The sequence below is a fragment of the Hyphomonas oceanitis SCH89 genome (assembly GCF_000685295.1).
Taxonomy (GTDB): domain Bacteria; phylum Pseudomonadota; class Alphaproteobacteria; order Caulobacterales; family Hyphomonadaceae; genus Hyphomonas; species Hyphomonas oceanitis.
Window position 1 is genome coordinate 22732 of sequence record NZ_ARYL01000028.1, and the last position, 18832, is coordinate 41563.

The window sequence follows — 18832 nt, forward strand, 5'->3', positions numbered from 1 at the left end:
AGGGGGTTGAGAAGTCATCGCTTGAGGCGCTCCAGCAGCAGGGCTTCCACCTCTTCATCGGTCATGTTTGTAAGGTCTGTGGCAGTGTTTTCTTCTGTCCGATAGGATGGCACGGCATCTATCTTTGTAGAGGTGCCCAAGTTATTTGCCGCCGCTAGAAATTCGGCCATCGTGCCTATGGTGGGATAGTCGAATACAAGAGACATTGGCAGTCCTGCATCAATTTCGAGATCGTGGGCCAGGGCATTTCGAAGTTGAACTGCCATAAGAGAGTCAAGGCCGATGTCGCGAAGTCTCTCGTCATCGCTAGGTGGACGGTCTGTTCTACGACGAAGCAGCATGACAACGCGCAGGCGAACGAGCTCGCTTATCGCCTTGGTGCGCTCGCCAGGTAGAGCATTTGCTATCACTTTAAGCGCTGCAGAAATTTCGGGAGCAGCTTCGAGGCGAGGCGCTTCGATAAACTGAGGTATAGGGAGGATTGCATCGGTGGTGGAGCCAGATGGCACATCTGACGGTGCTCTCGCGACGATCAAATGCTGACCAACCGATTCCGCAGCGGACCCAGTTCGCGGCCAGCTTTCCACGGTCTTGAAACCTGCATTCAACAGCGCACCTTGCCATTTGTTTTTGTCAATGAGCGCCAGATCGTCGCGAAGTTCATCCTCAGCATGCCGCCAGCCTTCGATGAGCCCAGTCGTCACGTCAAACCAAGCGAAATGTGTCGTCGACTCGACAAGTATCAACACGCCGGAAGGACGAAGTAGACTACGAAGATAATTAAGCGTCTCTGGCAGGTTTCGAACGGCATGAGCGGCGTTGGAAGCCAGAACAATATCAAAGCTCGAAGGAGCGAACCCTTGTTCGATTGGTGAGCTTTCCAGGTCAAATCGCGCATATTTGATGTTTTTGTGATCAGAAAACCGCTCTCGGGCACGATCAAGGAATAAGTCAGAAACGTCCGTAAATGTATAAGCACATTGACTGCAATCGAGTGCGTCAAGGACAGCTGCCGTCGTCCCCCCAGTGCCTGCACCCGCTTCAAGAATAGCGAGGTTGGGCTTGGTCGCTGCGAGCGACTCAATGGCTGTGGCCGCGAGATCATTCATATATCGCATGGTCGTGGATCGTTCGTATAATCCGAGCGCAAGCGAAAAGTCACCGCCGGGGAAGAGCGTTTCAAGTGGACTTGCTGTTCCCTTTACGACCGGCCCGAGAAGGTTCGCGCAGTGGAGAACGTAATCACACAGCGGCAAGTTATCGCTTAGCATTGTTTTGACGCGGGATATGGCTGATGGAAGCTCCGGATCTGCTAATTTATGTGGGGCAGTTATCCGGTCGTTCTCGATGACGAGATCCCCTCTATCGGCGAGTGCGCCCAGCCAGCGCCTTACAAGCGGAACCAGTCCTTCGGTCACATGCATTTGCTTGTTTACATCTGAAAATGACCTTTCCTCACCGTCTTCAGTGAATAGACCATCTTCCCGCAGAAGTGAGATGACGAGTGCGCAACGAAGATCGGCGAGCGCTTGCCACTTCTGCGGGTAGGCTGCCGCGTCGAAGCCGAGTGGACCACGTTCAGATTGCCTATCGAGACTTGTCGTGAGCCTCTTCCATACAGCATCAGTTTGCAGGGCATTGCGGATCCCGGCCTGTGGTGCGCTTGGATGCCAATGTCGAGTGCGCTCAAAGGGATATGTCGGAAGCGACAAGCGACGATTGCCCTTGCCCTTTGAAAGCCAAGGAGGCCTCATTGTGAGGCCATCAACATAAGCACGCGACAGACTTGTTGCGAGTTCCAAGCCCGGTTCGCCGTCACGGCGCAGTGAAGACAAAAATACAGTTTTATCGGTCAGGCCAAGCTTTTCAACGGTCTCTGCAGCCATTGCAGAAAGAACCGGATGCGGACCAATTTCTATAAAATGTGTTATGCCCAGATCGCACAAATTTTGAATACTATCAGTAAATCGCACAGGTCGCCGTAGATGATTGACCCAATGAGAGGGTGTCGCGAACTCGGTGTCTTCTGCAATGTGTCCTGTTAGATTTGAAACAATTGGAATTGTGCCGCTCTGGAACCGAACTTTTTCTGCAGCGGCTGCGAAACGATTCAAGACCGGATCGACAAGCGCGCAATGCGCTGCAAAAGCAATCCTCAAAGGTTCGGCGCGAATGCCCATTTCAGTGAACCGAGAGAGCAATGGCTCGAGTTCATTTGAGTGACCGCTAAGAACATGATTGTTTGGCCCATTGTAGGCTGCAATTTCAACGGAGTTTGTATTTTCAATGAGAGCGGAAATTGAGTCTACGTCGGAGAATACACTTGCCATCATACCATCCGCGGCGGCCTCGGCGGATAATCTGCCACGCTCTGCAACGAGCAATAGGGCATCCTGAAGAGGCAAGATGCCTGCGATTGTCGCAGCAACAAATTCCCCAAGGCTGTGTCCGCATAAAGCGTCAGGTGTGATGCCAAAAGATATCCAGAGTTTGGCTAGCGCATATTCCAACGCGAAAAGCGCAGGCTGCGCAACGCTCGGCTCGTTTACGCGGGTGTCACCTTTTTCCGCATGGAGAATTGACAAAAGGCCTCCCGGAACGGAGTTGCCAAGCAATTCATCGCATTCATCAATCGCGTTCCTGTAAACCGGTTGTGTCTCATAAAGAGAGCGACCCATGCCAGGATGCTGCGCGCCTTGTCCCGTAAAAAGAAAGGCTACCTTTGGACGAATGCCAGATATAGCGCGCCCTGTAACAAGGCTGGGGTGATGTTGACTGCTTGCAGCGCTTCGCAGTGCAGCTGAAAGCTCCGTCTTGTCCCGCGCAGCAACGGCAAAGCGATACTGAAAATGTGCTCTGCCTTCAGCTGCTGTAAAGCAAAGATCTGCCAATGACCCGTGGGCTTTATCTATTGCTATCGCGGTTCGGCGCGCCAGCTCCGAGGCCGCTTCGGGGGTTCGGGCGGAAAGAGAGAAGACCTCGCAAGATAGTGAACCCTCTGTCACCGCATGCTTTGCTTGCGGGGCCTGTTCAAGAATCAGATGCGCATTGGTGCCACTAAAACCGAAGGAGCTCACCCCAGCTCGCCGCGGGCCGTCTAGATCTGGCCAAGGTTCGGCATCAACCGGTACCTGCACAGAATACGATGGCCATTCGATATGAGTGTTGGGTGTTTTGAAGTTAAGATGTGCAGGTATCCGGCCGCTTTGAAGCGCAACAATACATTTGAGTATCCCAACCGCCCCGGCTGCCGATTCAAGATGGCCGATATTGGTTTTTACAGAGCCGACGAACAGGGGAGGGGCACCCTCCTTGTCTCGTCCGTATGCGCTCGCCAGCGCATTCATCTCAATGGGGTCACCCAGAGGCGTGCCTGTGCCGTGTGCTTCTATATATCCAACTGTATCCGCATTCACGTTGGCGTTCTTTAGAGCGGATTTGATAACGGCCTCTTGAGCAGGGCCGTTGGGTGCGGTCAGGCCATTGCTGCGGCCATCTTGATTGACGGCGCTGCCGCGAATGACCGCCAGAATGATATCGCCGTCCGCTTGAGCGTCTTCCAGCCGGCGAAGCACAAACAGGACACACCCTTCCCCGCGGACGTATCCGTCAGCGCCGTCATCGAAAGTTTTGCATAGTCCATCGTTCGCCAGCATGTTTGCGCGTGAAAAGTTCACATGAACTTCGGGGGAAAGAATGAGGTTGGCGCCGCCTGCAAGGGCAATGTCACACTCGCCGGACTGAAGTGCGTGACATGCCAGTTGCACCGCAACAAGAGACGATGAACAAGCGGTGTCCAGTGATATAGCTGGGCCTTTGGAGCCTAGAAAATATGCCAGTCGCCCGCTGGCCACCGAAAAAGAAGAGCCCGAAGTGAAGTAGGGATCGATTGCGGGTATGTCGGATAACAGGCTGCGCCCATAATCGCTATTAGCCATGCCAAGATATATGCCGAGCGGTTTATTGGCAAAACTGTTAGGCGCGTGTCCGGCATTCTCAAGTGCTTCCCAGCCTGTTTCCAGGACCAGCCTCTGCTGCGGGTCCATGCTCGCAGCCTCGGTGCCGGAGATCCCGAAAAACTCAGGATCAAACATATCGACGTGCTCCAAGAATGCACCATACCGAGCCGATTTTGGAAGATCTGGTGGTGTGTCTTCTTGGCGCCAGCGAGTAGATGGAATCTCCGTTATTTCATTCCGGGCCTCATCGAGGAGCGCTTCGAATCCTTCCAGATCCGAAATTCCACCAGGCAGGCGCAATCCAGTCCCAACAATTGCAATCGGGCCAGCGTAGTGGTCCGACGTTCCCTTGTCTTCGAGCTCCCTTTTAAGACGTCGTATCTCTAGTAGCGCGTTCTTAATTTGCTCAGCTGAAGACGTCATGATTGCGGCTCGCGTTTTGTGTTGCGGTTTGTCGTGGACGCCGCCAATTCTTCGTCCAATAGTGCAGAGAGTTCTTTATCAGACAGATTATCGAGATCATCCGATTCTGCGCCTCTATTCTCCGTTTTCTCAGGTTGGCTTGGACAAAGCTGAGCATCCAAATATTCGATGAGGCGGTTCACTGTTGGGTAGTCGAACAGAAGAGTGGCTGTTAGCCTTAGGCCAATTCCTCGCGAGAGTTCATTGCGCATCTCTACTGACATAAGTGAATCCAGCCCCATATCCTTGAGCGGGTGATCGGGATCAATAGGCATATCTGAATCCAGCCCGATAATGTCTCTTGCGGCTGTTTCCACGCATTGTTGAAGTTTTGCGCGTCGCTCAGATGGCGTCGCAGTCATCAGTTGTGCGCCAAGGGTCTGTTCCGGTATTCTACCAGCACTCAGGCTTGCAATAGCGCTGCTGTGAGTAAGCTCTGAGAAAGGGCCAAGGTCCAAGCCTGAGGGGGCTGTCGCGGTAAACATGCGCCAATCGACTGCAACAGCGATGGTATTGGGGATACCGGACTGAAGGGCCTGTTCCAGCTGAGGAAATCCGCTATCCGGTGTAATGTCGACGAGTCCCCTCTCGGCCCAGCCCTCGCGTGCGGATGCCGACAAGCCTGCAAGCATGCCTGCGCCGCTCCAACCACCCCAAGCGATACTTGAGCCTGGATATCCCTCGCGGACACGCTTAACGATCAGAGCGTCGAGCGCTGTATTTGCAGCAGTATAAAGCGTTTGGCCGGACGCACCAAGTATGGTGCCTGCTGCCGAATAACATACGAAGAAGTCGAGCGGTAATTCACGTGTCTGACGGTCCAACGAACAGGCGCCCTGAAACTTACCTCGGAAAACAGATTCAACATCTTCAGGCTCGCGGGTCAGCGCTGGACCATCGCGCAAAGTCCCGGCCGCATGAATGATTCCGCGTAAAGGTGGCATTGTGTTTTTGATCAGCGCAAGCACCTGCGCATTAGAGGTATCATCGCCTACATCATTTTTCAGAACGTGGACTATTGCGCCGGATTTTTCGATCTCTGCGATTGCCGCCTTGGCTGACTCCGTCGCCGAGCGACGTCCGGTCAGAACAATATGCTGCGCGCCACTGTTGGCAAGCCATTGTGCCGTATAGAGACCAAGTCCTCCCAGGCCTCCGGTGATCCAATAGGTCGCATCTGTTCGGACTGGAGCGGTCAGCCTCGGCGGGACGCGCAGGACAATTTTACCAATATGCTTGGCGGACGCCATGAAGCGCATGGCTTCACGTGTCTGCTCAATGCCGAATACCTGAGTGTGCAGTGGTGTTAGTTTACCGTTTGCAATTTCGTCGAGGATAGAATTGAGCAAGGGGCGCAGACGTGTCGGTTCGGCTTCGATAATCTGCCCAAGGTCATAAATATGATAATTTGCTTCAGGCTTTATTGCTGAAAATTGCTCTAGGCTCAGTACATCCCGTTTGCCTAGCTCAAGAAAGCGGCCGGTTGCCGATAGGCACCGAATGCTGGCTTGAGTGAAATCGCCGACTAATGAGTTCAGAACCACATCTACGCCTTGTCCATGCGTCGCGTCTAAAACCTTTCTTTCAAAATCGAGGGTACGTGAGTCATAGACATGGTTTACGCCCATGCTTCGCAACATCTTGCGTTTGCTATCTGATCCCGCTGTGGTGAAGACTTTTGCTCCGCGGGCTAGGGCGATCTGAATCGCAGCGAGTCCAACGCCGCCAGCTCCGGCGTGAATCAGCACACTTTCGCCAGCTGTCAGTTTTGCAATGTGGTCCAAGCCAAAGAGCGCTGTCCCGAATGCAACAGTGAAGCCCGCTGCTTGCTCATCAGTTACATGATCAGGTTTATGTATGAGCCATTCTGCGGGAACGGTGATTTCTTCTGACAGGGCGCCAGGAGCATACCCAAAAACAAGATCACCAAGTTTGAAAGCGGTAACCTCTGGGGAAACCTCAATGACTTCGCCGGAACATTCCACGCCAAGAGGCGGCAAGGCGCCATCAAGCATTCCCATTGTGCTCAGCACGTCACGGAAGTTCAAACCTGCGCATCGGACCGCCACACGAACTTGGCCTTTCCGCAATTTGCTACGTTTATGCGTCTCGAATTTAATTCCATCGATACCTGCGGAATCCTGTCGTTGCAGGGTTCGATAAGACGATCCGTCTGAAAGGTTCGCTGGCGATATCCGTGGAGAGAGCCACTCCGTGCCCCTCATCGCTAACTTTGCGCTACCTTTGCGCGAGAGTTGTGCCGACAAAGCCAGCGCAAGCTCTTTCGCGTCATAGTTATTTACTGCCGGGTCGAGGTCTATGCCGCGGATAGAGAGTTCGGGATGCTCTAGAGATACCGTCGCGATAAATCCTTGGACGGATGCTCCAGATATCGATGGGGTCGATAAATCGTTTTCGGTCGCAAAAGCCCCTTGAGTTAGAATGGCCAAGCTCGTGGAGAACGAACTTTTTGCGATGGCTTGGGTGTGTCTCAGTGTTCTGATCACATGCTCTGATGCATCAAGGTCGCGCGCCAAGCCGACTAGATCAATAATCTGTCGCGGCTCGGGAGCATCCGCAAGCCAATCCAAAGCGGCGTTAAATTCGCTTGGGGCCGCTTCTGAGCGAACCATGCGCGCACATACCGCGATGTCTGCGAGCGCTTCGGCGAGCTCTTCGCCTAACTTTTCGTCAGAAATGACAAGCCATGATTGGGCATGATCGTTTGGTGACTCCCCGTCACGGGATTCTGCTTTCCAACTCGTCGTATAGAGTTTGACCGGAGGTGTAGCGTTTGTGGCAAGTGTTTGAGGTGTTGCCTTTGCGAAACGCAGACCTTTGATCTCTGCAACCAGGAATCCTGTTGGGTCACGGTAACGGACATCCGCTATAAGCGTGCCGCTGGAGCCGTCAGTAATTAAGCGTGCTTCTGCGTCGTAAAATAGTGAAGAAGAATGATTGAGAACCTGGAAGGATTTGGCTGCGACGGGTAGCCAGGTGGTTGATGAATCTCCCGCTGCCGCAATGACACAAAGTTGTAGGCCAGCATCCAGGGCAGCAGGATGAACGAGGTGAGAGGACTCGGCCATGGTTTGAGTCAAAGATACTCGGCCAATTGCTGCCGTTTGAGAAATCTTGACGTCTGAAAGCAGCTGGAATGCTGCGCCAAAATCGGCACCTATCGCGCAAAAATGCGAAGCGACTTTTGAATTCGCGACCGAAGTTGCGTCGCGATTGAAATCAGAATTACGCGCAAGTGGCGGATTTTCATACTCCTGCGACTGGTATGAAGAGGCATCCGTCGAAATACTGGCCTCAGCAATTGTCTTGTGCGCGTATATACTTTCCGTATCTCCAAACATGTTGAGTTTGAGCGCCCACTCCCCATTACGAAATTGTGCGACGACATGCCAACGCAAGCTAGGTTCACCAGGTCTCGCAAGTGGTAATGGCGCAAACTGCGTAAAGCCATCAATGTGGGCACTAGGGCCGCCTATGGCTTGTGCCGCCGCCGCGAGCAGCTCAATAATCGCTGTGGCAGGCGCAATGGCTTTGCCAAAAATCCTGTGCTCAAGCATCCAGCTGGAACTTGATGTCTGGCTACCTTCAAAAATCACAAGATCATCTGATGCAATGTTCAGACGGGAGCCAAGTAAAGGATGACCAGAAGCGATGCCTGCGAGTAGATCCGTTGATGTGTTGACGTGTCGCCAGTGCCGTTGACGCTGCCAAGGATAGTTGGGAAGGGATACAATGCGTCCACCAGATGGAATCAGAGCGGGCCATCTTGGAGAGTGTCCGGTTTCATAGAGCTTTGCTGCACACTCGACCATCGCTTCTCGGTCTGCCTGGCCGCGACGAAGGGTTGGAACAATGGGGTTGTCCAGCACTCCCACCTGCTCCATGCTTGCTGCAATGGAAGAAGATAGAACTGGGTGTGGGCCAATCTCGATATAAACAGTGCGCTCGTGGGTTGCGGTTGCCTGCATCGCTTTGGCAAAGAGAACCGGGGCGCGAATACCACATGCAAAATGGGCGGCATCGACCTGCGTTACAGGTTCACCTGTGACTGTGGATATCGCGCGGATACTGTTTGCCCGATGTGGTGGCACCTCACCAAGAGTTTCAACCAGCCGGGTTTCGAACGGCGACATCTGATCACTATGAAAAGCGTAGCGGACCGGTAATCTATGATGGCCGATACCTTGGGCCTTGAGATTTTCCAGTAGTGTGTCCAGAGCAGCCGTTTCTCCCGATATCACAGTTTCGCCGGGTGAGTTTATTGCAGCGATACTAAGCGCAGCGCCAAACGGAGCTATTGCTTCTGCGGCGGTTGCAGAATCCAGTAGCACGGATGCCATGGCGCCGGTGCCGTCTGCGGCCTGCATGATCTTGCCTCTATGACAGGCGATCCGGATCGCTTCATCGAGTGACAATAGCCCGGCCGAATGCATGGCAGCGATTTCGCCGACACTGTGGCCCACGACGGTATTAGCCTCCAGGTTCCAGGACTTCAGTAATGCCACAAGACCCGTTTGCAGTGCTGTAAGCGCGGGTTGCGCAAATGCAGTTTCCTTTAGCCTACTATCTGTGTCTTCCCGTGCAAGCTCCTCCAAAAGCGACCAGCCAGCATATTGCTGTATAAGTTCATCGCACGCCTCCAGATGCTTCGCAAAAACAGGCTCGCGAGCTGCTAGAGACAAGCCCATTCCTGCTTGCTGTGGTCCTTGGCCACAGAAAACAAAACAAATCTTCGGGCAGGGAGATTCAAAGCTTCCGGCCGCGCGATGTTTTAATTTCCGGGCAAGTGCATCGCGGGTTGGAGCTGCTATGGCCAGGCGATGGGCATGGTGCGACCTCTTCTCGGCTGCAGTGAAGCACAAGTCGGTCAGGGACGGGGCGGAATTTGCGAGTACAGTCTGCCAGGATGCCGCGCTCTGCTTTAATGCTTCCGGTGTGTGTGCTGAAAGTGGCAACGTCCAGATGTCATCGCTTCGTGCCTCTATCGTTGGTGTACTGAATTGTGGTGCGCCTTCAAGAATAACGTGTGCGTTTGTGCCGCCGACGCCAAATGAGCTGACGCCAGCAAGAGGGGCGCCAGCTGACTTAGGCAATGGTTGATGCTTGGAAGCGACTTCAAAGCGTGTCGAGTCCAGATTGATATGCGGGTTCAGTTTTTTGAAACTGGGCTGTGCAGGTACTTCACGCCTATTTAGGACGAGGGCGGCTTTGATGACACCGGCCACACCAGCAGCCGCTTCGAGATGTCCTATATTAGCCTTCACGCCCCCCAGCAGACAGGTGGGGCTGTCCTCTTCTTTGGTACCAATTGTTTCCGCCAACGCATCAACTTCAATTGGGTCGCCGAGAATGGTGCCAGTGCCATGGGTCTCGATATAAACGATATCTTTCGCATCGACGCGGGAGGTTGCAACGGCTTCGCGTACCAGCGCGGCCTGTGCCTGAACGTTGGGAGCTGCGAGAAGGGTTGACTCTCCATCCTGATTGACGGCTGAGCCGCGAATAACAGACCAAATTCGGTCGCCGTCCGCTAAAGCGTCGGAAAGTCGCTTCAAGGCGATTACGCCGCAGCCTTCGCCGCGGCCAAAACCATTGGCGCTAGCGTCAAATGTCTTGCAAAGGCCATCAGGTGCAAGAAATCCGAGCCGTGACATGCTGACCATAAGTTCCGGCGCCAAGATTGCTGACACACCACCTGCTAGCGCTAGGTTGCTTTCGCCAGTGCGCAAGCTTTGACAGGCCAAATGTACGGCCACCAACGAAGACGAGCAGGCTGTGTCAATTGAAATGCTCGGGCCGCGTAGATCGAAAATGTATGACAGCCGATTGGCCAAGACGCTGTGTAGTGTACCGGTCAGAGTTCGCTGATCCATCGCTGCAGGGTCTCGATACAGCATCTGCGCATAGTCATTATGGTAGCTGGCCACAAAAACTCCGGTGCGGGAGCGCCGCAGATCTTCGAAACGAAAACCTGCGTCTTCCATCGCTTCCACTGCTACTTCAAGGAATATCCTCTGCTGAGGATCCATCTGATCAGCTTCACGTGGGGGGATGCCGAAATATCCTGAGTCAAACATGTCGACGGAGTTGAGAAAAGACGCACCTGCAGCCGTGCTTAAACCAACAGCATCAGGTCCTTCACCATACCATTTTCCAGCGTCCCAGCGGTCTGGTGGAATAGGAGACACTGTTGTGCGGCTTTCAAGCAAAAAGGACCAAAAGCTCTCGGCATCATTCCCCCCGCCCGGGAACCTGCACCCGATACCGACAATTGCGATAGGATCAGCCGCCAGCGTCGCACCGACCTGTTCGCGCGCGCTGCGCGCCATCAAGGCAAGTTTGACAGCAGATGTTTTGTTTGTGTTTATTTCAATCTTGCTCATTTGCGTCCTTCAAGAAGCGCAGCAAGGGCTTCATCATCACTTAAGTCTTCGATAGCTGAAATGCTCGTCCCAAGCTCATTTGGCGAAACTGAGGATTTGGGTTCCGGGACTACGGCATGAGTATGTTTCTCATGTGGACTTGCAGATAAAAATTCAATGATGGCTTTAGCTGTCGGGTATGACCAGGCTAGCGTTGCCGGCAGAGGTCGCCCGACCGACTTCTCGAGTGCATTCCGCAGTTCGATACCCATCAGGGAGTTAAGTCCCAAGTCACCGAGGGGGCGATTCAGATCAAAGTCTTCAGGGCGTAATTTCAGAACTTTCGTTATAATCGTAGAGACAAATATCGTCGCTGCGGACCGTCGGTCGTCCAAGGACAGACTTTCAAAAGGTGAGGCATCGGTGGCAGATTCGGTCTCTTCGGCGATTAGCTCATCAAACAGATGGTCTGCGCGGCCTTGCCGGGATCGACAAAAAGCCGGCCAGTCCATGCGGAAAGCGCTGACGAGCGACGGCGAGTGGCAGATGAGCCACTCAAGCAACGCATCTCCCTCAAGCGGGTCTAATGAGAGCTCACCGCGGGCCTCAAATTCATCAGCGACATGGTCAAGTGCTGCGCGGCCGAGATGTTTCCACGGTCCCCATGCGATGCTTGTGGCGGCTTTTCCACGTGCATGTCGATCCGCGGCCAAGGCGTCCAGACCGCAATTTGCTGCCGCATAGGCAGCCAGACCCTGATGGGGTAAAAAGGTCATAGTAGACGAGTACAGCACAAACATATCTACATCTGGGAATTCACGGTCAAGAACGCGAGCGCCTTTGAGTTTCGGCGCAATCGCTAAATCAAAGCTTTCTTGGCTCGTTTCAGCTGCCAGTCGCGTATCATACGCGGTAGCCAAATGTATAACCCCGTTCACTGGGGCGCGCATTTCAGCCTCGCGTCCTGAAAGGAACGAACGCAGTGCGTCGCAATCTGCAATGTCAAAGGACGCAATTTCTACCAGAACACCTGCAGCCTCAAGCGCAAGGATGCCGGCAATCCTGTCCCAGTTTTCGGTTCCCTCGGCTACGCTTCGCCAATCTTGGCGAGGAGGAAGAGGGCGCCGCGAAATTAAAATAATATGACGCGCTCCCGCTTTCGTAAGTACGTTGGCGGCACGCAGGCCCAACGCGCTTAGACCTCCGGTAATCAAATAGGCTTCATTTTTCTTCAACTCGAAATTTTTCGCGAAAGCGATATTATCCGTATATTGACGAAGTCGTGGAACTAGCCATTCGCTATTCCGATAAGCAATTTCAGGTTCCGAGCTGGCCCCCAAAGCTTGATTTACCAACGCGTTAAACTGTTCAGAGAATGAAGTCGCAGGATCGCCATCAATCAAGCGAAAGGTGAATTCAGGATGTTCATCGGACACGACGCGCATAGCACCTACAAGTGATGCCTGATCGATAGCCATGCGCTGCGAAGGCGAACCTGCCATAGTGGCGCCTCGCGTTAGAATAACGACTTGCTGAGACGGTACTTTGCTCTGGCGCAAAATTTGAAGCAACTGGATCGGTAGAAACCCCGCGCCCTTATCGGGAGCTATCGATACAATGTAGTCATATGAGCGTCCGGAGCTGAGTACGCCATGTGCGGTCTCAAAACTCATGCAATCGACGTCAGCGCCAGCCTCTTCAATGGCTGCCGTCAGCGAGTTTGAGTCTGCATTATCGGAGCCGATTATTAAACAAGTCTGCCCTTGCGCGCTGACGACATCGGGCGCTGGCGCTTTTCTCCACGCAATCTCGTGTAACATACTGCGGGTGTCGTTGTTCAGACGCGGACGTTTATGACTGCTTTGGGCGGGCATCATTTCTGCGGCTTCATGCCAATGTCGTGATCGTTGCCAAGGATAATGTGGAAGCGGCACGTCGTGACGAGCGGTTCCTGAATAGGCGCGCCAGTCTATTTCTGCGCCATGTGTCCAGAGCTTGGCGATTCCTTCGGCAATTATATTCATTGCAGGACTGTCGCGGCGTTCGCTTGCGGCAAGTACGGCATCCACATTATGGTGGCTGAGCGTCTGTTCGATGGACGTTAGCAAAACTGGATTGGGACCAAGCTCAAGAAATGCGGTTGCGCCAGCCTCAAGCGAGGCCTCAACAGCGTCAAGGAAACGGACAGGCTCGCTCAGGTTTCTCGCCCAGTAGCGCCCATCATATTTTGTACCAGGAATCGCGGTTCCGATTACGGTTGAGAGCATAGGTACAGCGGAATCGGATGGCGCAATGTCGTCTAGCATTGCTTCAAGTTCAGGTGCTAGCGTTGCCATTTGTGGACCATGCGATGCAACGTCCACTTTGACTTTACGGCAAAAAACGCCGTCGGCTGATAATTCCTCAAGGGCCGATTCCAGAGAAACCACTTCGCCAGATATCACGCACGCGCGTGGGCTATTTATTGCGGCCACACATAATTTTCCGAGGTAAGGCTTCAGGCGCTTTTCAAGGTCGGCTTTAGTCAACTCAACCAATGCCATTCCGCCTTCGCCGCTCGTGCGAGCCATAAGGGTGCTGCGGGCAACGACGACGCGCATAGCGTCTTGCAGGCTCAGTGTGCCCGATATGGCTGCTGCAGACACCTCGCCCATGCTGTGGCCGATCGTCATCATCGGCTTTACGCCAAAGGAGTTCCACAGCTGCGCATAGCTGAAGGCAAGCGCGACGAGGACAGGTTGAATTACTTCAATTTCGTCGAGCTGATATCCGTCATCATCAGACTCAAGCTGAAGCTGTTCCTTTAGGGACCATGCCACGAGTGGTGCCAGCGCCTGTTCGCACGCATCAATAGATTGACGAAAAACAGGTTCGCTTTCGATTAGCGACCTAGCCATTCCAATCCATTGACCACCTTGTCCCGGGGCGACAAAAGCCGTGACCGCCGGTTTGTCCGTCCAGGATTGCCCCTGGATGGCATCATCACCGCCGTCCCTAAATTTTTCAAGTGATGAAATCAATTCATTACGGTCATGACCAACAAAGGCAGCTCGATGGCTGAGGCGTGTTCTGTTGCTGCCGGCGGCCGCACAGATTTCATCAATAGATAATTCCGTCTTTGAGCGGATTATTTCTGCATATAAGCCCGCCAGTTGGCGAAGCGCGACAACGCTCTCAGCCGAGATTGGCAGGATGACCGGTCGAGCACATAGAGTTTTCGCTACTGAACTTTCGGTCATTGCTGGAGGGTTCTGTATCAGCAAGTGAGCATTTGAGCCGGCAATCCCAAATCCGCTGACCCCTGCGATCCTATCTGGATTATTCCAAGTTTGGCGTTCACGCACTATCTCGAGGGGTGCAGATAGCCAGTCGACGTCCGGGTTTGGGGTATTGAAGTGGAGGCTGGCCGGGACTTGGCGTTTTTTTACGGCAAGCGCCGCCTTGAGCAATCCGGCCATGCCGGCGGCGCCCTCAGTGTGCCCAATATTGGTTTTGACCGACCCTACCCGCAGAGCCTCTTCTCGGTCGCCTCCAAAAACTGCACTTAGCGCGCCCAGCTCGACAGGGTCGCCAGAGCGCGTGCCTGTTCCATGTGCTTCAATATAGCCTACAGAAGCGGCTGGCAGGTCTGCATCAATCAATGCGCGACGGAGTAGGGCTTCTTGTCCACTGCGACTGGGTGTGCCGAAAGAGCTGCCTGAGTTACCATCATTATTGACGGCGCTACCGCGAATGACAGCATGGATTTGATCTCCATCCTCCAGCGCGCGGTCAAGTCTCTTTAGCAAGACGATACCGGCACCCTCACTACGCACGTAACCATCACCCGAGGCATCACCAAACTTGCAGTGTCCGTCAGGCGCCATCATACGGCTCTGCGAGTATCCTACAGTGATATGTGGACTCAGGATCACATTTACGCCCGCAGCAAATGCAAGCTCAGACTCTCCAGATCGCAGGCTCTGCATGGCAAGATGCACTGCGGTGAGTGACGAGGAGCAGGCGGTGTCCAGTGTCAGGCTTGGGCCCATCAGGTTAAGGAAGTGAGACACGCGACCGGACGCCGTATATCTGCCGCTGCCTGTCGTCATTTCGAAATCTGTTGCGGTTGGGTCGCTGAGCATTCGCATTTCGAAATCGCTCAGCCATTGGCCAACATAGACGCCTACAGGCCGTCCCGCCAATGTGCGCGCGTCTATGCCAGCGTCTTCAATAGCTTCCCACGCTGTCTCGAGAAGCAGGCGTTGCTGCGGATCCATGCGCTCAGCTTCACGAGGAGATATATGAAAAAAGCCAGCATCGAATTGTTCGATTCCATCCAAGTAGCCACCGAAGCGCGTCATGATGCGACCGGGCGTTGCAGGTGTGTCTGAATAAAGCTGCTTCACATCCATACGGCTTGAAGGAATTTCACCAACAGCATCGCGGCCTTCATATAGCATCTGCCAGAAGGCATCAGGCGTATTCGCGCCGCCAGGAAAGCGACATGCCATCCCGATGATTGCAACAGATCGAGTTACTTCAAGCGCCATCGCTTTCACCCTCTACAATGCTGAGCTGACGCTCATAGATTTTGGGTCGGTATGATTGCACGCGACTTTGCTTCCAAAACGTCCTGAATGTGCAAAATCAGTGCCGATCGCTGCTCGTCCAAGTAAAAATGTCCTCCCTCAAATAACTGAAGACGGAAGTCGGTTTCTGTCCAGGATTCCCATCCAGCAAGAAGGTTTTCAGGAACTAGTCTGTCGCTCTTGCCGCCTAGAGCACTGATGGAGATTGGTAACGGCTTTGGTGCAGTACATTCGATCTTTTCAAGCGTACGAATATCTGCCTTCAAGGTTGGCAGAAGCATTTCCAGAACTTCTGGTGCCTCAATGATCTCGCGCGGAATGCCCCCATATCGCTTGTTCACCTCTTCAACAAACGCCATGTCGTCGAGATGTGAGAGAGGTCCAACGGGACTAGGTAAGTTGGGCGGCTGTCTTGCGGAAAGAAAGAGGTGAAGCGGTGAGCGCATTTCCCGCCTTACGACCTCAGCGGCAAGCTCAGAAGCAAAAACAGACCCCATACTATGCCCAAAAAAAGCGTAGGGGCGATCTAGTAGCGTGGAGAATTCTGGAAGGATTGACTGAACCAGCTCTGGAAAGCTGTCCAGCGCGGGTTCTCTGAGCCGGTTGGCGCGGCCAGGAGGTTGAACTGGCACGATTTCCAACCACGAAGGCGCTTGGGATTGCCATGAGCGGTACATAGCGGCCCCATAGCCTGCGCATGGAAAACAGAACAAGCGGATGCGCATTTCAGCTGTAAGCGAAGAACGAAAAAACCAGCTTGCGCCTGGCTGTGTGCCACGTTGAGTAGCTATGTTTCGAATACTCATAATTCTACTATGTCCCACACCGAATTCCCAGCCCAAAGTGCATTAGGGAATGCCCGACCGGGTATCATCTTGAAATGCACTTTGCCATTGAAACTGTTACGGTCAAAATAAGCTTGTGGGAACGCTACAATACTGTCGTTGTTTAAGTGCTTTAACTTTTGCAAAATTTTATAGCGACTGCCTCATTATCTCGCTGGCGTTACGCTACTTTCTCAGGAAGTCTCGAATGGCGGTAGCAATATTCTTAAGATCTTTCGGCGAACTGCCTTCAGAATGCGGGCAAATTCCGCGTATATTGGATGCTTGAGCAGATATAGAGAGCCAATCCAGCTGACCCCACCTACGCCTGTCGCAAGTACACTCTCTTTAAGACCGATACTCGCGCTACCGCCTGCGAGATACACAATTGTAATAGGACCGGCAACTGTTGCTATGGTCGCAATTGTGCTCCGGGAAAGCGCGCGCCCGATGTCGAGCCAGCTAAATCTGATTACATAAGCTTGCACAAACCATGTCGACATCACCACGTTGATCGCCACGATAGGCCATGTGGCCCATGCCACAGCTTGGATTCCGTATTGCGCACTGATGGTAATCACTGGGAGCACGACGCTCGCCTGCAGGACTGCCAACAACAATGCGGGTCGTACTGCGCCGACAGCCAGCAATATTGGATAGTTGAGGCCGGGTGGAAAATTGAGCAGCAGTGCGCCGGCGATGATTTGGACCAGCGGAATGGTTTCGAGCCAGTCATTTCCCAGAAAAAGACGGATCAGCGGGTTAGCAAGTACAATCATCAATGCGAGGCAGGGCCATATCAGTCCGCTTATACGTTCTAAGGCAGCTAGGTAATATTTCCTGAGATCACCTTTTTCGCGGGCCGCTTCGGAGAATGCGGGCAAGGCCGCAGCGGTGACGCCTGCCATTACAGTTCGTTCGGGAAATTGCGCGATCATTGAGGCGCGGCTGAGAAGCCCGACCATGGCTGGGGGCATGAACGCACCGACTGCCACAACGGACAAGACTTCGGTCGCCCGCTGCACGATTCCGGTAAAGGCGCTGAACAGGCTGAATGAAAGTACCGTCTTCCATGCGCTGAACGACGGCCGAAAGATTTCAAAGCTGGGGCGGAAGTAGATGAGCAGCGCTGTTCCGACAAGCGCCGAGACAACTTGCGCGAATGCAAAGCTCAGATAACTTGCGCCAGCGATTGCCGCGCAGATAAGTGCAGTGGAATTGAAAATTGTGGAGGTGATATTGATTATCGCAAGCTTCCCAAATGCGAAGTCGCGCGCGAGTAGCGCATGCAGTGGGTAGACAATGGCACCCACTGCGAAAGGAATGGCGCAAATTTTAAGATAGATATCCAGGCCGGGAGAGTTCAGCAGGCTCGCCAATGCCGGGGCAGCGAAAACCAAGCATGGAAGAATGGTGAGGGTCAGGAAAAGATTTAGCGTAAATGCGGCGCGAAGCTTAGGAAGCGTCAGTTCCTGCGCCTGAATGATGTAGGAGGAGGTGCCAACGTCGCGCAGCGTATTCGCCATCAGGAGTACGGCCCCGCCGAGTACCGTAACACCAAATTCAGCGGGATTTATAAGGCGTGCGATAATCGCTGTTGTAACTAGCGTAATCGCAGTGGAGACATATTTGTCTGCCGTGGCGATAATCACGGCGGTCCTGACTTTATCCATGAGGCTCACCCGGCTAAATGAAATGTTGTTTCAGCGCCGGTCAGGACAAGGCACACACAGGGCTGTGTGACAAGCAAAGTACATGCCGCATCGTTAGATTATGCAATAGTATTTGAAATCGTATAGAGCGAGAGGGGCGGCCACAGCAGCACGATAGCCTTGAATAATTGGCAGATCCCAAATTCCGAATTTGCTAATCGCCTTGGCGGCGCCGTCAGCTCTTAATAGTGCGGCGGGCGCGTCAGGATCCGCGCTCACCTCAAAACTATCTAGTGAAATTTCTAGCCCTCGACCGTCAGCCTTGATCAAGGCTTCCTTGCGCGTCCAGCAGGCAAAAAAACCGTCCAGGCGCCTTGTCACAGGAAGTTTTGCAAGTTCAGCAACCTCGCTGGGCGTAAAGGTATCTGCGGCCAGTGTTTCCATGCCATCCAAGCTTCGGATTTCTTCGATATCCACACCGATATCGCCCGTTGCTGCAATTGCCAGTAGCCCCCAACAGCCTGAATGAGACAGATTAAAGCTTAGTGGTTGCGTTTGTTCTGTTGCGACCAAGCTGGGTTTGTCGTTCTCGCCGACACTAAAAGCCAGGCTTTTTGCTAACCCGCTTCCACATACACTTAGTATCAGGCGCATTAAGCCATGTGCCGCGATGAATTGTGACCTGTGGTCCGCAAAATGAAAACGTTTGGCGCGCAGCACCTCATCTGCGCTCAATACATCAATAAGTTCTTCGGTGCTCAGAGGCGGTCGCGCTATGTTAAACAGCCAGAGATGCAATTCGTCGCGTTTTGGGCGCCATGAAGGTTTATCGCCGGGCGCTTCCAGTGCAGATTCGACAAGCTGTGACATCGAAATGGTTTTGAATGCGGGCAAATCTGTATCACTATGGGACTGTTTCACGTTTGGGAAATTTCTGCGGTCACGAATTAGGCTTTCGTATCGTTGACTCATTTAGACGCG

Annotated in this window: 6 protein-coding genes; all 6 read right to left on the bottom strand. The window is 53.4% G+C overall.

What is annotated here, in order from left to right; genetic code table 11:
* Positions 1–14: 14 nt before the first annotated feature.
* Complete coding sequence (locus HOC_RS21450; RefSeq protein WP_051624974.1) at positions 15–4382, bottom strand: type I polyketide synthase; 4368 nt, start codon at positions 4380–4382, stop codon at positions 15–17.
* Positions 4379–10825 (bottom strand): type I polyketide synthase, encoded by a 6447-nt coding sequence (locus tag HOC_RS15480; protein ID WP_035540254.1) that lies wholly within the window; start codon positions 10823–10825, stop codon positions 4379–4381. The genes HOC_RS21450 and HOC_RS15480 overlap by 4 nt, the downstream gene beginning before the upstream one ends.
* A complete protein-coding gene (locus tag HOC_RS21455; RefSeq protein ID WP_084146369.1) occupies positions 10822–15336 on the bottom strand; it encodes a type I polyketide synthase in 4515 nt (1504 codons plus the stop codon). The genes HOC_RS15480 and HOC_RS21455 overlap by 4 nt, the downstream gene beginning before the upstream one ends.
* 32 nt (positions 15337–15368) lie before the next feature.
* Positions 15369–16181 (bottom strand): thioesterase domain-containing protein, encoded by an 813-nt coding sequence (locus tag HOC_RS21865; RefSeq protein WP_084146370.1) that lies wholly within the window; start codon positions 16179–16181, stop codon positions 15369–15371.
* Positions 16182–16393: 212 nt separating this feature from the next.
* The gene (locus HOC_RS15495; protein WP_035540257.1) at positions 16394–17872 is read right to left on the bottom strand and encodes an oligosaccharide flippase family protein; all 1479 of its coding nucleotides are present in this window, start codon (positions 17870–17872) and stop codon (positions 16394–16396) included.
* A 93-nt stretch (positions 17873–17965) separates the two neighbouring features.
* Positions 17966–18772, bottom strand: coding sequence for a 4'-phosphopantetheinyl transferase family protein (locus HOC_RS15500; protein WP_162174873.1), 807 nt, complete (start codon positions 18770–18772; stop codon positions 17966–17968).
* Positions 18773–18832 lie beyond the last annotated feature (60 nt).

What these genes read in the sequence shown, in the direction of transcription:
- HOC_RS21450 (WP_051624974.1), bottom strand. Translation starts at nt 4,382, where the DNA reads ATGACGTCTTCAGCTGAGCAAATTAAGAACGCGCTACTAGAGATACGA.
- HOC_RS15480 (WP_035540254.1), bottom strand. Translation starts at nt 10,825, where the DNA reads ATGAGCAAGATTGAAATAAACACAAACAAAACATCTGCTGTCAAACTT.
- HOC_RS21455 (WP_084146369.1), bottom strand. Translation starts at nt 15,336, where the DNA reads ATGGCGCTTGAAGTAACTCGATCTGTTGCAATCATCGGGATGGCATGT.
- HOC_RS21865 (WP_084146370.1), bottom strand. Translation starts at nt 16,181, where the DNA reads ATGAGTATTCGAAACATAGCTACTCAACGTGGCACACAGCCAGGCGCA.
- HOC_RS15495 (WP_035540257.1), bottom strand. Translation starts at nt 17,872, where the DNA reads ATGGATAAAGTCAGGACCGCCGTGATTATCGCCACGGCAGACAAATAT.